Annotated in this window: 21 protein-coding genes; 12 read left to right on the top strand and 9 right to left on the bottom strand. The window is 40.5% G+C overall.

The features are described from left to right. Nucleotides 1-50: 50 nt before the first annotated feature. From acnD to H5117_RS10440, 5 genes are all read left to right on the top strand, one after another. Nucleotides 51-2,660: a Fe/S-dependent 2-methylisocitrate dehydratase AcnD gene (acnD, locus tag H5117_RS10460; protein WP_182720390.1), complete on the top strand. Its 2,610-nt coding sequence runs from the start codon at nt 51-53 to the stop codon at nt 2,658-2,660. Nucleotides 2,661-2,671: 11 nt separating this feature from the next. Further along, nucleotides 2,672-3,838, top strand: a complete 1,167-nt coding sequence (prpF, locus tag H5117_RS10455) for a 2-methylaconitate cis-trans isomerase PrpF (protein ID WP_182736539.1) — start codon at nt 2,672-2,674, stop codon at nt 3,836-3,838. A gap of 501 nt (nt 3,839-4,339) precedes the next feature. Further along, nucleotides 4,340-7,375 carry a hypothetical protein gene (locus H5117_RS10450; RefSeq protein WP_182737631.1) on the top strand — a complete coding sequence of 1,012 codons (3,036 nt, stop codon included), beginning with the start codon at nt 4,340-4,342 and terminating at the stop codon, nt 7,373-7,375. Between the two features lie 62 nt (nt 7,376-7,437). Continuing rightward, nucleotides 7,438-8,529 (top strand): hypothetical protein, encoded by a 1,092-nt coding sequence (locus tag H5117_RS10445; RefSeq protein ID WP_182737629.1) that lies wholly within the window; start codon nt 7,438-7,440, stop codon nt 8,527-8,529. Between the two features lie 9 nt (nt 8,530-8,538). After that, nucleotides 8,539-10,419 carry a hypothetical protein gene (locus H5117_RS10440; RefSeq protein ID WP_182737627.1) on the top strand — a complete coding sequence of 627 codons (1,881 nt, stop codon included), beginning with the start codon at nt 8,539-8,541 and terminating at the stop codon, nt 10,417-10,419. A 134-nt stretch (nt 10,420-10,553) separates the two neighbouring features. Here the strand turns inward: H5117_RS10440 and H5117_RS10435 are convergent, their stop codons facing one another. Both H5117_RS10435 and H5117_RS10430 read right to left on the bottom strand, forming a co-directional pair. Then, on the bottom strand, nt 10,554-11,195 hold the full coding sequence (locus H5117_RS10435) for a CPBP family intramembrane glutamic endopeptidase (RefSeq protein WP_002961594.1): 642 nt from the start codon (nt 11,193-11,195) through the stop codon (nt 10,554-10,556). Between the two features lie 66 nt (nt 11,196-11,261). Next, nucleotides 11,262-11,837 (bottom strand): inner membrane-spanning protein YciB, encoded by a 576-nt coding sequence (locus tag H5117_RS10430; protein WP_033028426.1) that lies wholly within the window; start codon nt 11,835-11,837, stop codon nt 11,262-11,264. 191 nt (nt 11,838-12,028) lie between these two features. On the opposite strand from H5117_RS10430, the gene H5117_RS10425 reads away from it, so the two are divergent. After that, nucleotides 12,029-12,298, top strand: a complete 270-nt coding sequence (locus tag H5117_RS10425; protein WP_182737625.1) for an HU family DNA-binding protein — start codon at nt 12,029-12,031, stop codon at nt 12,296-12,298. A 364-nt stretch (nt 12,299-12,662) separates the two neighbouring features. Next, entirely contained in the window at nt 12,663-13,241 is a 579-nt protein-coding gene (locus H5117_RS10420) for a type 1 glutamine amidotransferase domain-containing protein (protein ID WP_024595007.1), read from the top strand. 64 nt (nt 13,242-13,305) lie between these two features. Here H5117_RS10420 and trpA read toward each other — a convergent pair whose 3' ends face one another. Genes trpA through H5117_RS10390 form a run of 6 tightly spaced genes read right to left on the bottom strand, consistent with a single transcriptional unit; the run spans nt 13,306 to nt 19,894 of the window. Beyond that, entirely contained in the window at nt 13,306-14,127 is an 822-nt protein-coding gene (gene trpA, locus H5117_RS10415; RefSeq protein ID WP_024595006.1) for a tryptophan synthase subunit alpha, read from the bottom strand. Then, the gene (gene trpB / locus H5117_RS10410; RefSeq protein ID WP_182720385.1) at nt 14,124-15,308 is read right to left on the bottom strand and encodes a tryptophan synthase subunit beta; all 1,185 of its coding nucleotides are present in this window, start codon (nt 15,306-15,308) and stop codon (nt 14,124-14,126) included. Before trpB ends, trpA begins: the two co-directional genes overlap by 4 nt. 7 nt (nt 15,309-15,315) lie before the next feature. After that, nucleotides 15,316-16,680 carry a bifunctional indole-3-glycerol-phosphate synthase TrpC/phosphoribosylanthranilate isomerase TrpF gene (gene trpCF, locus H5117_RS10405; RefSeq protein WP_182737623.1) on the bottom strand — a complete coding sequence of 455 codons (1,365 nt, stop codon included), beginning with the start codon at nt 16,678-16,680 and terminating at the stop codon, nt 15,316-15,318. Beyond that, nucleotides 16,673-17,710, bottom strand: coding sequence for an anthranilate phosphoribosyltransferase (trpD, locus tag H5117_RS10400; protein WP_182737621.1), 1,038 nt, complete (start codon nt 17,708-17,710; stop codon nt 16,673-16,675). The genes trpCF and trpD overlap by 8 nt, the downstream gene beginning before the upstream one ends. Before the next feature lie 11 nt (nt 17,711-17,721). After that, complete coding sequence (locus H5117_RS10395) at nt 17,722-18,324, bottom strand: aminodeoxychorismate/anthranilate synthase component II (protein WP_149592564.1); 603 nt, start codon at nt 18,322-18,324, stop codon at nt 17,722-17,724. Nucleotide 18,325: 1 nt separating this feature from the next. Beyond that, a complete protein-coding gene (locus H5117_RS10390; RefSeq protein ID WP_165724016.1) occupies nt 18,326-19,894 on the bottom strand; it encodes an anthranilate synthase component 1 in 1,569 nt (522 codons plus the stop codon). Nucleotides 19,895-20,358: 464 nt separating this feature from the next. On the opposite strand from H5117_RS10390, the gene H5117_RS10385 reads away from it, so the two are divergent. The 5 genes from H5117_RS10385 to H5117_RS10365 all read left to right on the top strand — a co-directional run bounded on the left by H5117_RS10385 (nt 20,359) and on the right by H5117_RS10365 (nt 23,953). Continuing rightward, nucleotides 20,359-21,213, top strand: coding sequence for an RNase RNM (locus H5117_RS10385; protein ID WP_138488940.1), 855 nt, complete (start codon nt 20,359-20,361; stop codon nt 21,211-21,213). Further along, nucleotides 21,210-21,830 (top strand): L-threonylcarbamoyladenylate synthase, encoded by a 621-nt coding sequence (locus H5117_RS10380; protein WP_002961576.1) that lies wholly within the window; start codon nt 21,210-21,212, stop codon nt 21,828-21,830. The genes H5117_RS10385 and H5117_RS10380 overlap by 4 nt, the downstream gene beginning before the upstream one ends. Before the next feature lie 6 nt (nt 21,831-21,836). Continuing rightward, nucleotides 21,837-22,673 (top strand): ScpA family protein, encoded by an 837-nt coding sequence (locus H5117_RS10375; protein WP_039489969.1) that lies wholly within the window; start codon nt 21,837-21,839, stop codon nt 22,671-22,673. Nucleotides 22,674-22,818: 145 nt separating this feature from the next. Next, nucleotides 22,819-23,370, top strand: a complete 552-nt coding sequence (locus H5117_RS10370) for a cytochrome b (protein WP_182720384.1) — start codon at nt 22,819-22,821, stop codon at nt 23,368-23,370. Nucleotide 23,371: 1 nt separating this feature from the next. Further along, nucleotides 23,372-23,953 (top strand): YceI family protein, encoded by a 582-nt coding sequence (locus H5117_RS10365; protein WP_039489966.1) that lies wholly within the window; start codon nt 23,372-23,374, stop codon nt 23,951-23,953. Nucleotides 23,954-24,037: 84 nt separating this feature from the next. On the opposite strand, the gene H5117_RS10360 is transcribed toward H5117_RS10365, so the two are convergent. Next, nucleotides 24,038-24,880, bottom strand: coding sequence for a transporter substrate-binding domain-containing protein (locus H5117_RS10360; protein ID WP_154903278.1), 843 nt, complete (start codon nt 24,878-24,880; stop codon nt 24,038-24,040). Nucleotides 24,881-24,937: the final 57 nt, after the last annotated feature.

Here is a 24,937-nt window from a genome sequence, read left to right as displayed (position 1 = left end):
AACACGCTAGCTGTGAGCAAACACCGTCACCAAATTAGCGAACCCTTACCATGACCATAATTAATAACACGCAATACCGTAAACCTTTACCTGGCTCAAACGTCGACTATTACGATACGCAAGAAGCCGTAGATGCAATTAAGCCAGATGCATACGCCACACTACCTTATACATCGCGTGTATTTGCCGAAAACCTAGTACGCCGATGCGACCCTGCTATGTTAACCGATGCACTTAACCAGCTAATTGAGCGAAAGCAAGACTTGGATTTTCCGTGGTATCCGGCGCGCGTAGTGTGCCACGATATTTTAGGCCAAACAGCACTTGTTGATTTAGCTGGGCTTCGTGATGCAATTGCAGCTAAAGGCGGCGATCCGGCTAAAGTGAATCCGGTAGTACCTACGCAGTTAATAGTGGATCATTCACTGGCGGTAGAGCATGCCGGTTTTGATCCTGACGCATTTGAAAAAAACCGCGCCATCGAAGACAGACGCAATGATGACCGTTTTCATTTTATAAACTGGACTAAAACTGCGTTTAAAAATATTGATGTTATTCCACCGGGTAACGGCATTATGCATCAAATTAATCTTGAAAAAATGTCGCCGGTTATTCAAAACCGAGATGGCATTGCATTTCCAGATACACTAGTTGGTACCGACAGCCACACGCCTCATGTTGATGCGCTGGGTGTTATTGCTGTGGGTGTAGGCGGGCTTGAAGCTGAAAGCGTTATGCTTGGCCGTGCTTCATATATTCGCTTGCCTGATATTGTTGGTGTTGAGCTAACAGGTAAGCGCCAACCCGGTATTACCGCTACCGATATTGTGTTGGCCATTACTGAATTTTTACGCGAACAACGTGTTGTATCTACTTATTTAGAGTTTTACGGTGAAGGTGCCGACGCGCTTACACTTGGCGACAGAGCAACCATTTCAAACATGACGCCTGAATTTGGCGCAACTGCCGCCATGTTTTATATCGATGATAAAACAATAGATTATTTGCGTTTAACAGGGCGTGAAGAAGAACAAATTGCCCTTGTAGAAAACTACGCAAAAACAGCAGGCCTTTGGAGCGATAGCTTAAAAACCGCAAAATACGAACGTGTACTTAAGTTTGATTTATCAAGCGTGGGGCGCAATATTGCAGGTCCATCTAATCCGCACCGCCGTGTATCGACAAGCGATTTAGCTAAAGAAGGTATTTCGGGCGTTGTTGAAAATGAAGAAGGCTTAATGCCAGACGGCGCATGTATTATTGCCGCTATTACTAGTTGTACCAATACCAGTAATCCACGCAATGTAATTGCTGCAGCACTCCTTGCCCGTAATGCAAATGCTAAGGGTTTAATGCGCAAACCTTGGGTTAAAACTTCATTAGCACCGGGCTCAAAAGCAGTGCAATCATACCTTGAAGATGCAAACCTACTAACAGAGCTTGAGCAACTTGGCTTTGGCATTGTTGGTTTTGCGTGTACAACGTGTAACGGTATGAGCGGAGCGCTTGACCCTGTGATTCAAAAAGAAGTAATTGAACGTGATTTATACGCAACGGCTGTACTTTCAGGTAATCGTAACTTTGATGGGCGCATTCATCCTTATGCTAAGCAAGCATTTTTAGCGTCACCTCCTTTGGTTGTTGCATACGCTATTGCAGGTACTATTCGCTTTGATATTGAAAAAGGGATACTTGGACAAGATCAACAAGGCAACGATATTACGCTTAAAGATTTATGGCCATCAGATGAAGAGATTGATGCGGTTATTAAGCAAAGTGTTAAGCCTGAGCAATTTAGAAAAGTATACGAGCCTATGTTTAATTTAACCGTAGATTACGGTGAAGATAACGATCCTCTTTACGATTGGCGCCCAGAAAGCACCTACATTCGTCGCCCTCCTTATTGGGAAGGTGCACTTGCGGGTGAGCGCACTATGACCGGTATGCGCGCGCTTGCTGTACTTGGCGATAATATTACAACGGATCATTTATCGCCATCAAACGCAATTATGGCAAGTAGTGCTGCTGGCGAATACCTGACCAAAATGAATGTGCCAGAAGAAGATTACAACTCGTACGCAACGCACCGGGGCGATCATTTAACAGCGCAGCGCGCAACCTTTGCAAACCCAAAACTACTTAATGAAATGGTGCTTGATGAAAACGGCGACGTTAAGCAAGGTTCTTACGCTCGCCTAGAGCCACAAGGCACTAATACCCGTATGTGGGAAGCAATCGAAGCCTACATGGAGCGTAAACAGCCGCTTATTATCGTAGCCGGTGCCGATTACGGTCAAGGTTCGTCGCGCGATTGGGCTGCAAAAGGCGTAAGACTTGCAGGCGTTGAAGTAATCGCAGCTGAGGGCTTTGAGCGTATTCACCGTACTAACTTAATTGGTATGGGGGTTTTACCGCTTGAATTTAAAGCTGGCACAACGCGTAAAACCCTAAAGCTGGATGGCAGTGAAACGTACGATGTAACGGGCGATTTAAAACCAGGCGCTACAGTTAATTTAAGCATTACCCGCAAAGACGGTGAAGTACTTACTGTGCCTATGAAATGTCGTATAGATACCCAAGAAGAGCTTTCTATTTACGCAGCTGGTGGTGTGTTACAACGCTTTGCTCAAGACTTTTTAGAAGCAACGCAATCTGCATAAGGGCAAACACTATGTTTAAACCGCAAATTAAAGTGCCTGCAACCTATATGCGTGGCGGCACCAGTAAAGGTGTGTTTTTTAATTTAACTGATTTGCCAAAGCCTGCTCAAGTAGCAGGCGAGGCGCGCGACAATTTATTACTGCGTGTTATTGGCAGCCCAGATCCGTACGGCAAACAAACGGATGGAATGGGCGGCGCTACATCAAGCACCAGTAAAACCGTAATCCTAAGTAAAAGTGAGCAAGCAGACCACGATGTTGATTACTTGTTTGGTCAAGTGGCGATAGATAAACCTTTTGTAGATTGGAGCGGTAACTGCGGCAACTTAACGTCAGCAGTGGGGGCTTTTGCTATTAGTAATGGTTTGGTCGATAAAAGCAGAGTACCTAATAACGGTGTTGCTATTGTGCGTGTGTGGCAGGCTAATATTAATAAAAGCATATTAGTGCATGTCCCTATGACCAATGGCGAAGTACAAGAAACCGGCGACTTTGAGCTCGATGGCGTTACATTTGCTGCAGCTGAAGTAAAACTTGAATTTATGGACCCCGCTGATGGCGATGGCGCGTTATTTCCAACAGGTAATGTAGTTGATGACTTAGAGGTTCCAGGTGTTGGTACTCTAAAAGCAACCATGATAAATGCAGGTATTCCTACTGTATTTATTAACGCCGCTGATATTAATTATACCGGCACAGAGCTGCAAGACGATATAAATAACGATGTTGCAGCGCTTGAAAAGCTTGAAACCATTCGCGCTTATGGCGCCGTTAAAATGGGCTTAATCACTAATATTAGTGAAGCGCAAGCTCGCCAACATACACCAAAGGTTGCGTTTGTTGCAGCGCCTTTAGATTACGCTGCATCTAGCGGTAAATTTATTGAGGCTGCCAACATTAACTTACTCGTGCGCGCAATGTCGATGGGTAAACTGCATCATGCCATGATGGGCACAGCCGCTGTAGCTATTGGCACTGCCGCAGCAATTGAAGGCACACTCGTAAATATAGCCGCTGGTGGCGGTGCATTGAGTGAAGTTAACTTTGGTCATCCGTCGGGCACGCTAAAAGTAGGTGCTGAGGCTAAAAATAATGCTGGCAACTGGCTAGTTACCAAAGCAAGTATGAGCCGAAGTGCACGTGTATTAATGGAAGGGGTTGTAAGAGTCCCTTACTAATCACTGGTGAAGTTAAGCGCAACTAAACATTTATTTTAGTTAAGCAAACAAATTTTATAAACGTTTGCTTAGCTAAAGTAAAACCTACTCACACTCGTTAGAAATAATCCTTTTTCATTAATTTTCCGAATTATCGTCTTTTTTAGCTCTCATCCACCGCATTTACTTGAAGAATATAATTAACAAACTAGATTATATGTAATATTCATTTAATAAAGTGAATATATTGTATCAATATGTGCTGGTTCTTTATGAGTGTCTATAGGTTATTGAATAATAGAGATGCTGATAAAGAAGTAGCTCATAGAATAAAGATAAATACTTCTATAAAACGTATAAATATGTAGCATAACTATATAGCTTAATGGTATTTTTAATGTTCTAGTAACAAAAGTTATGATTGTGTACTTTTTTGATGCTTTTTGAATATAAAAGCTTACATAAATCACTATCAACTAAACTAATTTCTGATACTCATTCCAGGCTATCAAGGAGAAATAAATGGTAAAGCGTACGATCAAATTTACACCTATTGCAGCTTCAGTTGCACTAACATTAGGCTTAACAGCATGTGGTTCTGATAACGACAGAAATATTCCTGTTACACCTGTAGAATCTTTCACTGCAACGGGCGATGCACAATTTAACATTGAAGTAACAGGTAAAGCAGTTAAAGGTTCAATGAAAAGTGCAGTAGTAACTGTAATGACTTTAGATGCATCTGGTCAAAGCGTTCCTGTTGCATTTCGCTCAGCCGCTTCAGCAGAGGCTGAGTCTTTTTCTGAAGAAGCACTATCACAAGATGCTGCAGATGCAGCGGTAGAAGCAAGTAAAATTGCCGCTAACCCTGAAGTGCTAACTGATGAAAACGGTCGTTACAGCATCTACCTAGATGATGATTTTACTGGACCTGTTTACATTAGTGTTAAAACGTCTGAAGAAGGCGATGATAGCTTTTTACGTTGTGATGCTTACGTAGGTTGTGGCACTTACGATGAAGCGCCAGAAGTTGACGACGAAAATGATGGCGATACTGATATTGAGTTTGGCGAATGGTACAAAACTGACCTAGAGCTTTCTGTTGTTAAGTTTATTCCAGCTGTTGAAGCAGATACATCTGGAGCGAGCGGTGCAGCTGGCGACGATAATGTTATAGGTTCTTATAAAGCTAATGTTACTTTTTTAACATCGTTAGTGGCAGGTCTTCTTCTTGACTCAGGTTCAAGTGTAGATGAAGACGCTATTGCTACAGCTAGCTTAAACACTGTTGTACAAGTAATGGGTCAAGACGCAGCACTTTTACTTTCTGCTATTATTGGCGATTTATCTAACGGCGGCGCTGTAGATTTAAGCAATGTTGATGGCGAAGAAGAACTTACTGACGGTATTTTAGCAATTGCACAGCTTTCATCTTCAATTCAAGGTTTACCTTCAATTGGTGATGTAATGAGCAGCATTAAAGCTGGTATTAAATCAGGCCAGTTTAAAGGTAATACTGACGCTGGCATTGCTGCAATAGCTACAATGTTACAAACAGCAATTACAAATACTGCAAACATTTTTGTTGCTGTAGCAACGGGTGATGAAACTGCAATTGAAAACGCTTTAAAAGCGGCATTCTCTATTAACAACCCTAATGCAACACAAGCACAAATTGATGCGTTTGCCGCTAATTCAGTAGGTATTGCTAAAAAAGCAAAAGCAGCTAAAGACAAAGCTGTTAAAAATGGTGCAGCAACTGATGCCGGCCTTGCAGCCGCTGCAGTAAAAGTTAAAAAAGCACTAGAAGTAATTGGTTGTACTGGTGCAGAGTGTACAGTTGGAGACGATTTTTATACAGCTCTAGCAGCTGCTTTAACAGTAGAAGTTACAGCTTCACAAACTGCACTTACTGCATTAGAAATGGATATTGAAACAGCTCAAAGTTCACTTGCTGATGTTCAAGCAATGGGTGGCGATGCTCTTACGGCTGATAACGCAGCTGCATTTGTAAGCGCTGTAACATTACTGAAAAATGAAGCTGCTACTGCTGGTTTAACAGCTAAAGCGGGTTCTATTTTTGTTAAATCACAAGGTTATGTAACTGCTGCAAAAGCGTTAGTTACTCAAAGCTCTGATTACCAACAGATTCTTGATTCTGCAACGTCTTTACAAACAGATGCAGGTGTTGCTGTAACTGACACCGTTGCATACGACGCTGCATTAGCTGCACTAGTAGCGGAAGCAGAAGCAGCGATTGAAACGTTTGATATTGCTCTTGCTGCTGCAAAACTAGTTGCTGAAGACACTGCAGACGTTGCTGATGAGAAAAAATCAGCAGCAGACACAGCTGAAGCAGTTTCTACAAGCGCACTTGCTAACGCAGAAGGTGCAATGGTAGATACAGCCGCAAACGCAACTGAAGCTCTTGAGCTTGCTATGACTGCTGTTACTGCTGCGTCTGATTTTGCTGCTGCTGTTGATGCACTTGAAATTGCTATTGAGCAAGCACTTGTTGCTGCTAATGCTTACCTAGACCTTGAAGGCGAAGGCGCACAAGCAATGATTGATGCGCTTACAGCTATGCAAACAGCTGCTGTAGCTCAAGGTGACCTAGCTAGCGAGCAATTTGTAACAGCTTATAACCTACAACTTGTTGCTGAAGCGGCGGTTGCTAAACTTGAAGTACTAACTTCTGTTAAAGCTACATCAGAGTCATTATCGACTATGACTGTGCTTACTAACACTGGCGGTCAAGCGGTTATCGATGCAGCAGACGTTCTTGCTGACGTAATTGATGAACTAGCTGAAATGGGTAACTCAGGTGAAGGTACTTCTACTCGTCAACCTGATTGGTCATATAACTATGACTTAGATGCGTTAGTTTTAGAATTAGAGAACGAAACTACCGGTGAAATGATCAGTGCTTCAGCTTCTTACCAAGGCGAGCAATTAGTTGTTGCTTGGGGCGCTACATTAATGGGTGAAAATGACGCAACTGTTTCACTTGTTACTGCTGATACACAAGCACAAGCACTTGAAGATTGTGTTGATTTTGCTGCAGGTACAATTGATGCTACTCAAATTGATTCATGTTTAATATTCACATTTGACGGTGCAGTAAATGCTGACACAATTGATGATGCTGAAATTATCGATACGCAAGCTTGGAACCACGTTGAAATTATGGACGGTGATTCTGGTTTCACTGGTATGCTAAACCTTACTGCAACTGAAGAATCAGATTCTTCAAGTATTACACTTGAAGGTATGTCTGGCGACTTAGACTTTAAAGTAATGGGTATGGTTGACAGTAGTGGTGATGAAGATGAAAGTACATTAGAAGTTATGGTTAAAGGTGACGCAGCAATGGGTTACACATTATCTCTAACTGGTATGGAATCTACAGGTTACACTGGTGATGTTAAAGCTATGTACAATGGCGAAATGATGTCATTTGGTACTGCTTCTAAAGTTACTAACGGTGTATCTATCACTTACATCGATGGTGATGTAGTGCCTTACACTGATGTTGATTTAATTGATTCATCTAAGTAATATTTAAACTATAAAAGGGGAAAGCAGCGCTTTTCCCTTTTTTTATAGAAAGCGATTAAATTATGAAAAAAAAAATTCTCTTGTTAGGATTTTCAACAGCTTTTATTTCTCCTCTTGCTTCCGCAGATAACCAATTTCAAATATTTACTCATTTTGACGCAGAAATTTATACTGAAGCACAACCAGTACAAGCCTTTGTAGATGATTTTGATGCACCATTAAAGTCGGGTGACAGTGCATTTACCTATAATATTTTTGAAGTGGGTGTTGGCTACGGTAATTTTAAAGTGGGTTTACAAAGTCGTTATGACTATGTTCTTAACTTTGATCCTGATACAGCTAAATATACTCATACCGAAAAGAATGACTTAGAGTTTGAAGATAGATTTTATACCTATTACCTCGATGCTAAACAAGCAACGTCTAATGGTGTATTCGTATCTTATGATTTTAAATTTTTAGATAAAAATGCATTAACAATAACACCTAAGCTTTCTGTTTTTGCCAGCTCACACTATCAAGATGCCACTGTAAATGGTGAGATTTTTAGTGATGAAGTTGAAGGTGCTGTAACTGTCGATTACAACTTTTCAAAAGATATTTTATTTAAAGAATTTACACCTTCACAAAAGCCTGAAGGGCTAGGCTATAGCCTAGATATTTTTGCCGATTGGCAAGTAAATGATGAGCTTAAAGTTGGTTTTAGCGTAAAAGATTTGCTGTATAAAACAGAGTACGAAGACAGCGGCTCTGTAAAGGGTCAAACGACTGAAATTCCATTTAGCGAAGATGATAACGGCGATATTATTACTCAGCCAACAGTTTCATTAAAAACATCTGCATTTGGAAATACGGTATCTCATGATTTCGAAATGGAAATGCGACTACAAGCATTTGCCGATTACAGAATAAGCGACCGATTTTCGACTCAGTTAACTTTAAAACGTTACGATAAAGACACGTTTAGCCAATTAAAAGGCCGTATTCACTTTTGGGATCATTGGCGAGTACAAGCAGGCTACGAAACAAAAAGCGAAGCATTTTTAGTTGGTATAGAAAACGAATATTTTGGTCTTAATTTACAAACTGATAGCCTAGATTTAGATAAAGCCTATTATGCGAATGTGAATTGGTACGTGAACATTAAGTTTTAAGGAATGAAGATGTTAAAACAAATTATACCTTTAGGGGTCGCTATTGCATTGGCAGGTTGTGGCTCTTCATCAGACAGTGACAGTTCAGAATCTGTTGCAGTGAGTGAAATTGCTACATCTTCTTCTGTGAGTTTTTATGTATCTAATTGGCAATCACCACAGGGCACGCTTAATGTTTTAGATAGCGATGGGGTGGTGCAAGAATCAATTGAAGTCGAAAACATCAATACTGCGAGTGTAAGTGTAACTCCACTTACTTTTAATAGCTTTGAGTTTATACCTAGCGATACAGCTCTACCTTGTCCGCGATTTACAGGGTGTGGCAGAACTGTGCGTGGTGATGTAAATGACTTAAACGCAAACCGGTTAATTGACTACCAAGAATTGACAACCGTTACCCTTAATTACAAAGCGGATGCATTTAGTGCACCGGGTGTAAATAAGGTTTATTTATCGCCATTGAGTAAAGCAATTACAGAAGAAGGCTTTAGTGCTACACAGGCGAGTTTATCAGCCACGCCTTTTTATCATTTAACGCACAGTAATTTAAATGCAAGTGTTGAAGCAGAAATGGTGACAAATGCCTTCACCTACGCGGCAATTTTAGCTGGTGTTGCTGATAGTTCGTTTAGTGTTGAAAGTGCTTTTAATGCATTTACTAACTTGGAGACTGACCAGCAAGCTTGGCAAGATTACAGCGACTTAGCAGCGCAGTATGTTACAGACAACTTATTTAGCGACCAAGGTAATGCTTTGTTGAAAAATGTAGCTGGTCAAGTTAAGCAAACGATTGCAAGTGTAACTACATTTACAAATTGGCAGGCTCGCTCAGCAGAAGTGCAAAGCTTAGACTCAAGAGAGTTACTTGTTGATACGCGAAATATAATTGGTGTTGCAAGACTTCAAGAAAAAAGTTATTCAGATGAATTAGACGCAAAATTTACTGAGCTTGAAGGTGCGTTTGATGAAGATACACAAAGAACCCTTGATGCACTTAGTAATGCTTTAAACGAAGTTATCACAAATTATTCACCACTAGCTGATGGCTCTACACCATCAGGGCAATATAAGCTTCGTGATTTAGATATTGATTACAACCAATCACCTTATACTTGGGCTATTACTGGCACATATGATGAGTTACCGATAACCATTGATTTATCAATTCCAACTTTCAGAGTAAGTGGTGTATTAGGTAATAAAATCGAAGGTGTAATGAGCGCAACGGTCACAAATGGTACTACGGTATTAAGTGTGGATGTAAGTGAGTTGCTGATTGAGTTTGATGGCATAGATGCTCAAAGTGAATTAAACCCAGAAGCCGATACGGGTATTACACAGGTAACCACCAACGTAATTATCAATAAAGCAGCGGGTAAACTCGAAGGTGATTTATCAGTAAATTTAAACCGTTTTGTTAATTCTCTAGGTGAGGAGTCAACCACGTTATCTACTTTTGATTTTAATGGTGATTACGTAAGCGACATTCAAAACACTGCATTTCATATCACAGCAGTAGAGGCTTCGCCTTTTGTTGGTGAAGATAATGACGATTTAGCATTTACTTTTGAATTAGATTTTCCATTGAGTGGTGCAAGCGATTTTAAATTTGCGTACGTAGGCGATGTGGAAAACCTATCAGAACTTACCTCTACAGATATATTTGTTAGCATACAAAATCGCGCGTTAGATTTACGTATTCGTGATGTTAGTGGCAACATTAATCTAATAGCGAAAGGCGAAAATGGACGTTGGTTAGATGTAAAGCAAAAGGGCCGTAATTACAGTGGCGGTTTATATTTTGGTGATACTAAACTAGCTGATGTTACTGCGGTACGTGGTATTCCTGGTGTTTTATTTCCAAATGGTGAGTTTGAGTCGTTATTTTAACCATTAGATTAAATAATTAAAAACTCAGCATATGCCTTACAGCTCAGCGCTTTTTGCGATGAGTGAAGTGTTTTTATAACTATTCGAAATCCGGTATTAGTTTTCTAGTATCGGATTTTTTAATGTTTGTTATATTAGTTAAATGCGCCTGAATCGAGGTAGCTGCCAATCCCAAGTGTAAACATCCATAGCCCCCATAAGCTGTGTTCAATAACACACACGACCGTTGAGCGGCTTTGTGCGTAGGTATACGCAAACAGTAAACCGCCCAAAAAGGCTAAGGCTACTGCAATCCAATTTGCATACACAATATGCGCCAGCGCAAATACACTCGCACTGACTACAATACGCACTGCTTTTTTTGGCATGATGCGTTTATAACGATGAAAAAAATACGTTCGGAATATTAATTCTTGAGGAATAACCGACAGTATTGGATACAGCACCAACAGTAAAAGCCAATCATTAAACGAGTTACGGGGAAGGGTAAACCAGTTGCCTTGATGAATAATCCCGTAAAACATGCCTGAGAACAGCGCACCTAAAAAAAAGAAGCTAAACACACGCCTTTTAACAGCAGAAAATTGCCCAAGGCTTGTGAGTCTAAACCGTTTAAAATGGGGATCGCCTAGTAGCAACATACAACACACACTCATAAGTATAATAAGCGCAGGGATAAGCCAATTAGCTAAATGCTCGCGTAATCCAAAACCCAACAAGGGCAGTAATATAAAAATGAGGGTAAATTCAAACCAGCGGTATTGGTTAGCGTTCAAGGTCGTCTCAACTTGCTTTTTTTAATAAGCTAACAAGCTAAGACGACACTTTTATGACGAGGGGGCTTACTTTGCTGTTTCCTCTTCATCAGGGAGGTATTTGTACAAGGCAATAATGGTGGCAAAAATGCTTACAAAAGTAATACCCATTAAACCAAACACTTTAAAGTTAACCCAAAAATCGAGCGAAAAATTGTATGCAATATAAATGTTTAGTGCCGCTATACCAGCAGTTATAACAACCCACATTAGGTTAAGCTTATCCCATAATGGTTCTGGGACAACAATGGCTTGCTTTGTATCATTAGCGTTTTCGAGGATTGAGCTAAGCGCTTTTTTAACGAGATTTTTATTAAGTACATAACGGCTAACAAGTAACGTTAAACTTAAACCTGCATATATCAGTGTTGCTTTCCATTTAATGTATTGCTCATCATGAAGTACCAGCGTTAGCGTACCAAACACGGCAGCAATGCCAAAAAATATCCAATGACGAGTAGGTACATTGCCATGTTTAAAGTAGCTATAAGCAACCTGAATAAGCGTAGTGGCCATCAATAAACCGGTAGCCCAATAAATATCGACGAGTTTAAACACTGCAAAAAACAGTATGAGTGGAATGTATTCAATTAATGCGTGCATATACTACCTAAATTATACAAAAAAGAGTCAAAGGCTTTTTACCACATAAAGCTTAGCAACTACAAGGTTGACTTGTTGCCCTGTAACCCTTAGCCTGCGTGGCTTTATTACCAATTTGGTTTGGTATTTTTCATATCATCATATTCCCACGCTTAACCAACACTGATTTGGCGTGTATTTAGGAGCCTAAAATGAATAAAGCAGAACTCGTTGCTGCCATTGCACACAAAAGTGAATTAACAAAAAAAGATTCTCAAGCGGCACTTTCAAGCTTGCAAAAAGTCATTACTAAATCGCTTTCTGAGGGCGATCAAGTTCAAATTAATGGCTTTGGTACCTTTGCGCTAAGTTATTACCCAGCGCGTACTGGGCGTAACCCACAAACAGGGGATGCAATTGAAATAGAAGGCGCAAATAAAGCGGTTTTTAAACCAGCTAAGGCGTTAAAAGATCTGCTTTAAATAGCATTACTTAGCTTGGTCGTTGATTGAGCTTTGCGTGGAGTTATTAAACATAAAATTATGGGCTTTGCCCATCACGCCAACAAGTTGTGCGTCTACAAAATAAACATAATGCCGAGCGTTAGTTGTAGGCGTTGAGCTTGCTTACGCGAGAAGCGAAGCTTCTGTATTTAAATCACCGAGTATCAAAGCCGTGTTTATATCTCCTCTATGTACATTATTCATAATCTCTAAATAATTTACATGGCATTATAAATCCTACTTAAATTAAATCCTTTATTTTCAATTGCTTGTTATCGGCACGCATCGTGCTTTTTTGATTGTGTATTTTAAATATACCTTTTAAGAAAATAAGGAGATCTCAATGAGTACATTACAAACAAGCACACGTTTACAAGGCAAAAAAATCGCAATTTTAGCCACTGATGGGTTTGAGCAAAGTGAGCTTTTATCTCCACGCAGCGCATTACTTGATGCTGGTGCGAACATCGAAATAGTATCAATTAAAGAAGGCCAAATTACTGGCTGGGATGAAGACAAGTGGGGCGATAAAGTAACAGTAGATAAACTAGTTACAAACGCGGATCCTGCTGATTACGACGCGCTTATGCTTCCTGGTGGTTTATTTAATCCAGACAGTTTACGCCAAGATAAAGATGCTAAAGCATTTATTGATGGATTTTTTGGTGCAGAAAAAAACAAACCCGTTGCTGCTATTTGCCACGCACCGTGGTTGTTAGCTGAAATTAATAAATTGCGCGACCGTACCATTACTTCTTTTCCTAGTATTAAAAGCGATTTAATTAATGCAGGTGCTAATTGGGTTGATCAAGAAGTATGTGTAGACCAAGGTTTGGTAACAAGCCGAAGCCCAGCTGATTTAGAAGCATTTAATGCTAAGTTTATTGAAGAGATTTTAGAGGGTAAACACCAAGCTCACTAATTTGCTTTTCAAAAACAAAAAAGGGCATTTAAATGCCCTTTTTTAATGCCTAAATTTACACTTTTTATAATGCGGTTGCCGCTTTCATTTCACTAACAAATGCTTTTAACTGCGTTGTCATTGCGTCTAAATCGTTAAGGTTAGCTTCAATAATTTTAACTACAGCAGAGCCTGAAATAGCACCTGCTGCGCCTGCATTAAGTGCCGCTTTTACATCATCTGGTGTTGAAATACCAAATCCTAAAAGAGCAGGAGCTGCATGGTATTCTTTTAATTTAGTAACAATATTACCCGCTGGCATTTGTGCTTTTGTATCGGTACCGGTAACACCAGCGCGCGATAGTAAATACGTATAACCACGACCGTAAGAGGCGCATTGGCGAAGAGTGTCGTCATCTGCATTAGGTGTGGCAATAAAAATTGGGTCTACACCGTTATCCATTGCTGACTTTCTAAATATTTTAGATTCATGCAGAGGCACGTCAGCCACTAAAATAGAGTCTACACCTACCGCTTTTGCATCTTTATAAAATGCTTCTATGCCGCGCTTAAAAACAAGGTTTGAGTAAAGCAATAATCCAATTGGAATATCGGCGTTATACTCGCGTATCTCTTTAATAACATCAAAGCAATCTTGCGTGTTAATGTGCACATCAAGTGCGCGAATATTGGCTTTTTGAATTACAGGACCATCCGCAATCGGATCAGAAAACGGAATACCAAGCTCAAGTGCATCAGCGCCGCCGTCAATTAGGCTTTTTATAATCGCAACACTTTGCTCTTTACCTGGGTCGCCAATTGTTACAAATGGTACAAATGCACCTTGTTTTTTCTCGTTAAGCGCTGCAAACATTTTGCCGTAACGATCCGTTTTTACTTGGCTCATAGCTGACCTCTTTCAGATAGTACATTGTGAACGTGTGCTAAATCTTTATCGCCACGACCACTTAAATTAATAACTAAAACGCTTTCCTCGGTTTGCTCTTCTGCATACTTAAGTGCATAAGCAAGCGCATGGCTTGATTCAAGCGCCGGAATGATCCCTTCGTTTTTAGCAAGTGATTGAAACGCATCAAGCGCTTCTGTATCTGTGATACCCACGTATTGCGCTCGACCGGTTTCGTGTAAAAATGCGTGCTGAGGACCAACCGCAGGGTAATCAAGACCCGCTGATACAGAGTAAGACTCTTCAATTTGGCCATCGTCGTTTTGCATAATGTACGTGTAAGTACCGTGTAATATACCTTTAGTGCCTTTACAAATTGTTGCACCGTGCTCATTTGTATCAAGCCCTTTCCCAGCAGGCTCAACACCAATTAATTTAACGCCTGGCTCGTCAATAAAGTCGGTGAACATACCAATTGCGTTTGAACCACCACCAACACAGGCAATTACAGCGTCAGGTAAACGACCTTCGGCTTTAAGTACTTGTTGTTTAGCTTCTTCACCAATAACTTTTTGATACTCACGTACAATTGTTGGGAATGGGTGAGGACCAGCAGCTGTGCCTAGTAGGTAGTGCGCGTCTTGATAATTAGCTGACCAGTCACGCAGGGCTTCATTTACTGCATCTTTTAATGTGCCAGAACCCGCTGTTACCGGAATAACCTCTGCGCCCATTAACTTCATTCTAAATACGTTTGGTTGCTGACGTTCAACGTCTTTTGCGCCCATATAAATTCGACATTTTAAACCCAGTAGTGCACATGCAAGCGCGGTTGCAACACCGTGTTGACCAGCACCTGTTTCAGCTATTACTTGTATTTTACCCATGCGCTTAGTAAGTAACGCTTGGCCAAGTACTTGGTTGGTTTTATGTGCGCCGCCGTGTAATAAGTCTTCACGCTTTAGATACAGTTTTACTTTTGGGTTTTTAACTAAATTGCGCGTTAAAGTAAGTGGGGTAGGACGACCCGCATACTCGTTTAATAATTTACTTAGCTCAGCCTGAAACTCAGGATCTTTTTGTGCTTTGTTAAATTCGTTTTCTAACTGCTTAAGCGCAGGGACAAGTAACTCGGGTACAAACATACCGCCAAACTCGCCAAAATAAGCTGGATTTTGCATTTTAACCTCAATAATTTCTGATGCTTGTAAAAGCATTATGTAATTTGTTAGGGCACTTTTTACCCGCGGATTCTTCAACGCCTGAGTTTAAATCAAGGCCTAAGGCACCTTTAAAAAGCGCATCTTTAATATTGTCTGGATTTAAGCCTCCAGCGAGCATAAACGGAGTGGTTGCATCATGAAGCACCGACCAATCAAATGCTTTACCAGTACCGCCAGCTTGTGTATCGCTGTGTGTATCGTAAAGGTGTCGGTCAACGCCATTTACAGGCGTTGGCAATGCATCTTTTATTGCTTGGGCTTTCCAAATCTCGCAGCCGGTAGGTAACTGTGTACGCAACTGAGCGATGTAATCGTCACTTTCTTGACCATGTAATTGAACTGCCGCCAATTTTAGCACACTTGCGTATTGAGCAACTTGATCAATTGGGGCATCTACAAACACACCCACAAAATTAAGCGGGGCACTTTGGCTAAGCTCTTTTGCGCAATCTAAATCAACATAGCGTGGCGATTTAGGATGAAAAATTAAACCCCCGTAAATAGCACCGTTTTGATATGCCGCTTGTGCATCTTTGGTACGTGTTAAACCACATACCTTATTGTCACCTAAAATAACGCGGCGACATGCTTGCTCTAAATCACGCTCGCCCATAAGTGAGCTGCCAATTAAAAAACCATCGCATAATGGAGCTAAACGTTTTACGTCTTGATGGGTGTAAATACCCGATTCCGAAATAACCACTTTATCAGCCGGAATAAGTTTGCGTAGCTTTTCGGTAGTGGCTAAATCGGTGCTTAAATCGCGTAAATCACGGTTATTAATACCAATAATTTGTGCATCAAGCGCAAGTGCACGGTGTACTTCTTCTTCATTACTTACTTCGGTTAATACCGACATATTCAGAGAATCGGCAACTGCGTGCAGTGCTTTATAGCTTTCGTCATCGAGTACTGAAAGCATCAGTAATATAGCGTCACCGCCATAAATACGCGCCATATACACTTGGTACTCATCTATAAAAAAGTCTTTACAGATAAGCGGTTGTACTACTTGGCTGCGCACAAATTCAAGATAGTCAAAACTGCCTTGAAAATATTTAGCATCAGTTAACACGCTCATGCAGGTAGCGTATTTTTTATAAACCGATGTGATTTCGGTTAAATCAAATGGCTCTCTAATTAGCCCTTTTGAAGGCGATGCTTTTTTACACTCTAAAATAAACTGTGTGCCTGGGGCGGCTAATGCTTTGTAAAAACTACGGCTTGTAGGCACTGCAAGGTGTTTAAAGCTTTCAAGCGGGCGTGCGGCTTTACGCTCAATTAGTTCTAATTTTTTATCAGCAACAATTTTGTCTAATACATTAGCCATTACTTACCTCAATAATTGCATTTAGTGTGTTCATGGCTTGCCCTGAACTTAATAATGTTTGTACTTGCTTTGCCCCTTCTTTTAACGTTTCTGCTTTACCTGTTAGGTATAAAAGGGCAGCTACGTTAACCACAATGGCAGCATTATGTGCATCTGTGCCTTTGCCTTGTAAGATGGCAAGGCTAGCATTTGCGTTGTATTGTGGGCCTTCACCAGCGAGTTGTTCAAGTGAATAGTTTGCAAGGTCAAAGTCGCTTGGGTTTAGCGTGTACTGTGTAAGCTCGCCATTATTCAGCTCAACTACCGTTGTTGGACCGTGTAGAGCTATTTCGTCAGTGCCCGAGCCGTGAACAATCATAGCGCGCTTTGTGCCAAGGGTTTTAAGTGTTTGTGCCATTGGCATACATAACGCTTCGTTGTACACACCTAACAATTGCACATCAGGTGCTGCTGGGTTAGCAAGCGGGCCTAAAATATTAAAAATAGTGCGTGTTTTAAGCGCTGTACGCACGCCCATCGCATGGCGTACGCCACTGTGATAGTGCGGTGCAAACAAAAAGGTAAAATTGGTTTGCTCAAGGCATTTTGCTGCCTGCTCTGGGCTCATATCTATATTAATGCCCAGCGCTTTTAGTAAGTCGGCAGAGCCTGAATTACTCGATACACTGCGATTACCATGTTTTACCATGTTAATGTCGGCAGCAGCGGCAACTATGGCTGCTGTTGTGCTTATATTTATTGTGTTTGAACCATCGCCGCCAGTGCCACAGCTATCGGCAAGTTGTGTACTGCTGGTAGTAAAAGCAACAGCGTTTTCGCGCATTGAGGCTGCAGCACCTGCTATTTCATCGCTTACTTCGCCTTTAATTTTAAGGCTTATTAGTAGGGCGGTTAGCTCAATCTCGCTCATGTTACCTTGCATTATTTCATCAAACAGTGCTTTGGCGTCTGCGTAGCTTAATGATTGCCCTGTAATTAGTTGTTCAATAGCGTGTTGAACATTTATGGGTTGTTCTGGTTGTGTACTCATAATGTCCTCTATTATTTGGCACGTGTTAAGTAAGCGACACTTTGCTGAAGTAGCATTGCGCCGTTTGGCGTCAGTATTGATTCTGGATGAAATTGATAACCCAATGCGTTGTCATCATGATGATAAATAGCCATTGGGATATCTTCGTACTGGGCAATAACCTTTATATTATCAGGCACTTTTGTTGCCATTAATGAATGGTAACGTGCTACAGGCATTGTATTGCCCATACCATCAAATACAGGATGTTCGCCTAAATTAATAATTGAAGACTTACCATGTACGGTTTCACCCGCGTGACCGATTACTCCGCCATAGCTTTGTGTTAATGCTTGTTGGCCTAAACAAATGCCTAGCATTGGGAAGTGGCCTTTAGAGAGCTCAATAAGCTCCATTAAACAGCCTGCATCGCTTGGTGTTCCAGGGCCTGGGGAAAGTACTAATAGTACTTGGCCTTGCTCTTGGCGCATTTTATTAAAAATAACCTCAGCGCTAATGTTGTTTCTGTAAACAACAAGTTCGCAGCCAAGCATCGTAAGCTCATCAACTAAGTTATATGTAAATGAGTCAAAGTTATCTAAAAAATAGATTTTAATAGGATTCGCTTTACTCATTTTATACCGCCTTATACGTAGATTTTATGGCGGTGATAACCGCTTGTGCTTTAGCGCGAGTTTCGTTTGCTTCTGAAATAGGATCTGAGTCAAACACTACACCTGCACCTGCTTGCACGTAGGCTATGTTATTTTTAACAAAAGCAGAGCGAATAACAATACAACTATCCATTGCGCCATCACCGGTTAAGTAACCTACAGCGCCGCCATAACTGCCACGGCGCTTACCTTCAGTTTGACGAACAAGCTCAGCAGCACGTACTTTTGGTGCACCAACAAGGGTGCCCATGTTCATACACGCTTGGTAAGCGTGCAGTGCATCAAGTTCTGGTTTTAGTGTGCCAACAACGCGTGAAACTAAATGCATTACCTGTGAATAGCGGTCTACTTTTAATAACTCTTTGGCAAAACGAGTACCTGCAACACTAATGCGGGCTACGTCGTTACGGGCTAAATCGACAAGCATTAAATGCTCGGCGCGCTCTTTTTGATCGTTTCTTAGTTCCAGCTCAATGCGGCTGTCTAAGTCGGGGTTTATTTGCCCATTAGCAAATTTGCCACGTGGGCGAGTGCCAGCAATTGGGTAAACTTCTACTTGCTGATTACTTACGTCGTACTTAAGGGCCGACTCAGGAGACGCGCCAAATAATGCAAAGTCTTCATCGCGCATATAAAACATGTAAGGGCTTGGGTTTTGCTTTTTAAGCTGACTATACGCATGTAAAGAATCAGGGCAAGGTAGTGAAAATGTACGCGACGGCACTACCTGAAAAATATCACCATCTACAATGTTCTTTTTAAGCTTAACAACTTGCTCGCAATACGTTTCGTCGCTTATATCAACGCTTACTTCACATTCGCCACTTTGCATATCCGCACTAAATTCTGCTGCGTTATCGCACAGCGTATTTAACCGCTCAAGCTCTTTACCTACTTCAAAACAGTTAGCGTGTACGTCTGGGCCGTTAAATACATTACCAATGAGTTCGGTTGTTTGCTTTTGATGATCAATAACAACTAACGTTTCAGCTAAATAAAATACGTAATCTGGGCAGGTGTTTTCGCCATCAGGTACATCACTTAATTGCTCAAAGTTTGCCACCATGTCGTAGGCAAACACACCGCCTAAAAATACCGAAAACGGATTTTCGGTAGTGCTTTGAATACTGTTAATACAGGTACGAAGAGCGCTGAAAGCGTTATCGGCAACAAGCTTACTTGCTTCGTCTATATCGCTGCTGGTGTCTTGGTAGTTAAGTGTAAGCGTTGTGTCGTTTAATTGTGAATCACAGCTCTTAACATTTGCTTGTAAGTAGCTTAATAATTGCTTGCCGTTATTAGATTGTGCGCTAACAGTTACCGTTTTACCCTTACATACAATGCGCAGGGCGCTATCAACTAAAATTAAGCTTTTTACACTGTCTTTAGAATCAATCTCAGCCGATTCAAGCAGTAGTGAGTTAGGCTTATCAAGTGCCGCGTATAATGCAAGAGGGCTACTAATATAGTCGCGTACTTGCGTAATGCTTGTTACTTCGCCTGGTGTGGTAGTTATATGACTAAAAATCAAACCTCATTCCCTCAAAAAATTAAACCCCGCAGTGCTTTTGCAATGCGGGGTTTGAATAACGATATCTAAATTACAAACAGATCATTACCGTCCCGCTATATCAGGCGCCACCACCAACGATGTGTAAGAGTAAGACCGTTATTCATGTTTTTCTGCCTCAAAATTTATTAAATATTGTTAACGTATATGTTTCGTAAAATTTAGTTATAAAAAAACCCGCATAGTTGCGGGTTTTGAATTTTTGCTAGACACGACAATTCATCACCCGAAAATTACGAGTGCCACCACCAAATAGTGTTTAAGTTTGAATTGATCATTATTGTTAATTCTTAATGTGTCTGAAAGTGGCTACAGTAAAACGTATCTTATGCTTTTGTGTCAAGTGTTTATTTAAAACAATTTAGTCAAAAAAGTTGTTATACTTACATAAACACCAGTAACCCTTAATTTTAAGCAGTTTTCTTTTGATAAAATACGATTTACATAGCCATACTACACATTCAGACGGGCGTTTGACGGTTGAAGAATTATTGCATCGCGCTGTTGATAAAAATATTGATGTGTTTGCTATTACCGATCATGACACTGTGGCGGCTATTAAGCCTGCTCAGCAATTTATTGAAGCAGAAAACTTACCGCTTTCATTAATAACGGGTACCGAAGTGTCTACCAAATGGGAAAGCTTTGAAATTCATATTGTAGGTTTAAATATTGATATTAATAATATTGACCTTACTTCTTTATTAACGGCTCAGCAGCAAAAGCGAGAAGAGCGTGCACTAGAAATTGGCGCACGCCTTGCAAAAAATGGTTTTGATGGCATTTACGAGCAAGCTAAAGAGCTGGCAAAAGACGCGCAAATTACGCGCGCACATTTTGCACGTGCCCTTATTGAGCGCGGTGTAGCTAAAAATTTCCCGGGTGTTTTTAAAAAGTACTTAGGGCGCGGCAAAACAGGCTACGTACCTAGTTGCTGGTGCACCATGCAAACCGCTGTAGAGGCAATACATGCCGCTGGTGGTGTTGCTGTGCTTGCTCACCCAAGTAGCTATCAAATGTCAAACAAGTGGCTACGCAAATTATTAGTAGAATTTAAAAGTGTAGGAGGAGACGCAATGGAAGTTGCACAACCTCAACAGGCGCCAAGCGAACGTCAATTTTTAGGTGAACTCAGCCGTGAGTACGAACTACTTTGCTCGCAAGGGTCTGATTTTCATTTTCCGACAAGCTATTTAGAGCTTGGCAAAAATTTATACTTACCGAAAGACTGCCAAGGTGTTTGGCAAGTTTGGGAAGGACAAGAAGGGGCATTAACATGAGTCAATTATTCCATATTCATCCTGATAACCCGCAACCAAGACTGATTAGTCAAGCCGTTGATATTATTAAACAAGGCGGTGTTGTTGTTTACCCAACAGATTCGGGCTATGCCATTGGCTGTAACATTGGTAATAAGCAAGCCAAAGAGCGCATAGAGCGTATTCGTGGTATTGAAAAAAACGATAATTTTACGCTAGTTTGCCGTGATTTATCGGAGCTATCTACTTATGCACGTGTAGATAACCAGCTATTTAGATTAATTAAAAATAATACGCCAGGGCCTTATACCTTTATTTTTAAAGGCACAAAAGAAGTCCCTAAGCGTTTATTAAACGACAAGAAAAAAACCATTGGCATGCGTGTAATTGAACACCCAATTGCTTGTGCGTTACTTGCCGAACTTGGCGAGCCATTAATGTCGTGTTCTTTAATTTTACCCGGGCAGCAGTTTACTGAATCTGATCCGGATGAAATATTAGAGCGATTAGATAAACACGTTGATTTAATTATTCACGGTGGCCATTTAGCCGAGCAAGCAACCACAGTAATCGACTTGTCGGAAGATGAAGTTAAAATATTGCGTGTTGGCTGTGGTGATACAAGCCCGTTTGAGTAATAACAAGTGAGCGAAAGTACTGCTGATACAAAAAGTAGTGAAAAGCCAGTGCAGCAGAAGCTGCCACTGGCTTTTTTGCATGGTAAAGCGGTTGTAGATAAACCAGAAGACTTATATATCCCGCCCGATGCGCTCGAAATAATATTAGAAACCTTTGAAGGCCCGCTCGATTTACTGCTTTATTTAATTAAAAAGCATAAGCTTGATGTGCTCGATCTTTCTATTTTTAGTATTACAGAGCAGTATGTAAGTTATGTTGAAATGATGACCGAGTTTCAACTCGAACTTGCCGGTGAATATTTAGTAATGGCTGCGTTACTTGCACAAATTAAGTCGCGCTTATTACTCCCTGTTCACGAAGAACTTGAAGAGGAAGAAGACCCTCGCGCTGAGCTTATTAAACGCCTGCAAGAATATGAGTTATTTAAAAAAGCCGCCGAAAACCTCGATGATATCCCCCGTGTTGGGCGTGATATTTTTATAGCGCATGCCGCTATGCCAATAAATGAAGACACAAGTCATAACCTCCCTGATATTGAACTTAAAGACTTAATGCTGGCGTTGAGTGATGTTATGGCGCGAGCAAAAACGTTTGAACATCATCAAATTACTGCTGAAGTACTCTCAACCCGAGAGAGAATGAGCCAAATATTACAACAGCTATCGAAAGCAAATTCAGCAGTGGTATTTAATGCGCTTTTTACGCCTGATGAAGGGCGTAGTGGTGTTGTGGTTAGTTTTATAGCCATGCTAGAGCTCATTAAAGAAGGACTTGTTACTTGTTTGCAAGTAAGCCCAGAGAGCTTAATTTATGTCAGCTTGAGCGAGCAATCAACCCTATAAACTTATCTGTTTAATCCTCAACTTCTAAAACTGACTTTAATTATCAAAGTTCTGTGCGTATACGCACGTAAAGTGTTTGTAAATGTTATTTTCATTTACGGCTATGCACTATATTGTAACGTCATAGCATTATAGGACTTTACACATGTTTAAAAATACACCTTCATCTTACGGACTTGTCGCCATTATTTTACATTGGCTCATGGCGTTGACTATTTTTGGTCTGTTTGGTTTAGGTTTATATATGGTTGAGCTTACTTATTACGATAGCTGGTATAAAGGCTCGCTCGATTTACATAAAAGCATAGGTATTACGCTGGTGGCCGTATTTTTATTTAGAATTTTATGGCGTGCTTTATCTACACAACCTAAACCATTAGCTGAAAGTAAAGGCATGAACCAATTAGCGCATACGGCGCATATTGTTATGTATATTATTTTGGGCGTTATTGTTGTTGCAGGGTATTTGATATCAACCGCAGACGGACGTCCAATAGAAGTGTTTACCTTATTTAACGTATCAGCCCTTGATTTTGCTTTTGATGACCAAGCCGATATTGCAGGAAAAGTACATTATTATGGTGCATGCACATTAATAGGGTTTGCAGTACTTCATGCACTAGGGGCGTTAAAACATCACTTTATCGATAAAGATAAAACCTTAATCAGAATGATCAAACCATTAAAGGATGATTAAAATGAAAAAATTATTAGTAAGCACAGCCGTTTCGGCTGCAATGATGTTATCGGCAACAGCCGCTAATGCAGCTGATTATGTAATTGATACGAAAGGCGGGCACGCATCTGTTAACTTTAAAATTAAACACTTAGGTTACAGCTGGTTATATGGTCGTTTTAATACTTTTGACGGCACATTTAGTTACGATGCTAAAAATCCTGATGCATCAAAAATTATGGTAAATATTGACACCACAAGCCTTGATTCTAACCATGCAGAGCGTGATAAGCACCTACATGGTAAAGATTTTTTAAATGTGGATAAATACCCAAAAGCGACATTTAAAAGCACCAGCATTAAATTTGATGAAGATGGTGAAGAGGCCGACGTAACCGGCGAATTTACGCTGCATGGCGTAACTAAAACTATTACCTTTGAAATAGATAAAGTGGGTGAAGGTAAAGATCCGTGGGGTGGATACCGCGTAGGTTTTGAAGGCGAAACCAGCCTTAAACTTACAGATTATGGTATTGATTACAACTTAGGGCCTGCATCTACTCATGTTGATATTATTTTATCAATAGAAGGCGTTCGTAAGTAATACAGTTATTGAATATAAAAACGCCACTTACTGTGGCGTTTTTTTTGCTTAACAAAAACTCAAATTAAGCGACTTTGAATTTGTTTATTTTGTGCTATTAATACGTGACTTTAATAGAGGCCTTAAATCCTCAGGCAACCAGCGCATAAGTAAATCGTTATAAGCCTGCGTTTTTTTAATAACTTTAAGCTGCTCATTAAGAATAGCGATGTCTTTTGCGCCTTGCTCGTTTTTAGTACAACCAATAAAGCCATAGCTGAGCGCTGGGGATTCGGTTAATGGACGCTGCGTTAAGTTTTCTTCAAAGTGCATTGATTTAGCTAAATAGTAATGCTCGCTTGGGTAACCCAACAAAATATCAATTCGTTTTAGGTTAAGCATATATGTAAGGCTCGCTAGGCTATCGCGAGTGGGTCTAATTACTAAATCAATGTTGGGTGTACTGTTTATTAAAGTATCTATCTCTTGGCCGTAAGAGCGGCTCATAGAAACTCCAAGAGTTAGTTTTTTATCTTGTATTAAATTGAGTAGTGATACTTCTTTAGATTCCGCTATATTTAGCGCTTTGGCGAGCTTTTTATGCATTGCTATTGAAGGCGAGAGGCCCGTTGTTGAGCTTTCGTCTGTGAAATAAATATGCTCTTTTCTGTAATCATTTTTATAAAGCGATAACGCACAAACATTATTTGAAGTATTAGACAGCTCTTGAATTACTTTACCTGAGGGGATAAGCATGCGGTTAAAGGTAATATTAGGAAGTTGTTTTTCAAGTAAAGAAATTATGCTTTCGTCACGGCCTTGGTGTTGATATTGACCATTTAAAATATAATAGGGTGCAAAATCGTGCGCTAGCCAGTTTATGGTTCTAGCATTGCTTATTGAGCTCAGACAGAAAAAAAGTAAGAAAGTTAAAAATATACGGAGCATTACAACAGCTACCAGTAATTATTATTGTAAAACTATTGTAACCAATAAAGGGCTAAA

It is taken from the genome of Pseudoalteromonas sp. SG45-1 (assembly GCF_014164135.1).
In the GTDB taxonomy this organism is placed as follows: domain Bacteria; phylum Pseudomonadota; class Gammaproteobacteria; order Enterobacterales; family Alteromonadaceae; genus Pseudoalteromonas; species Pseudoalteromonas distincta.
This window is presented reverse-complemented; position numbering and strand designations above follow the sequence as displayed.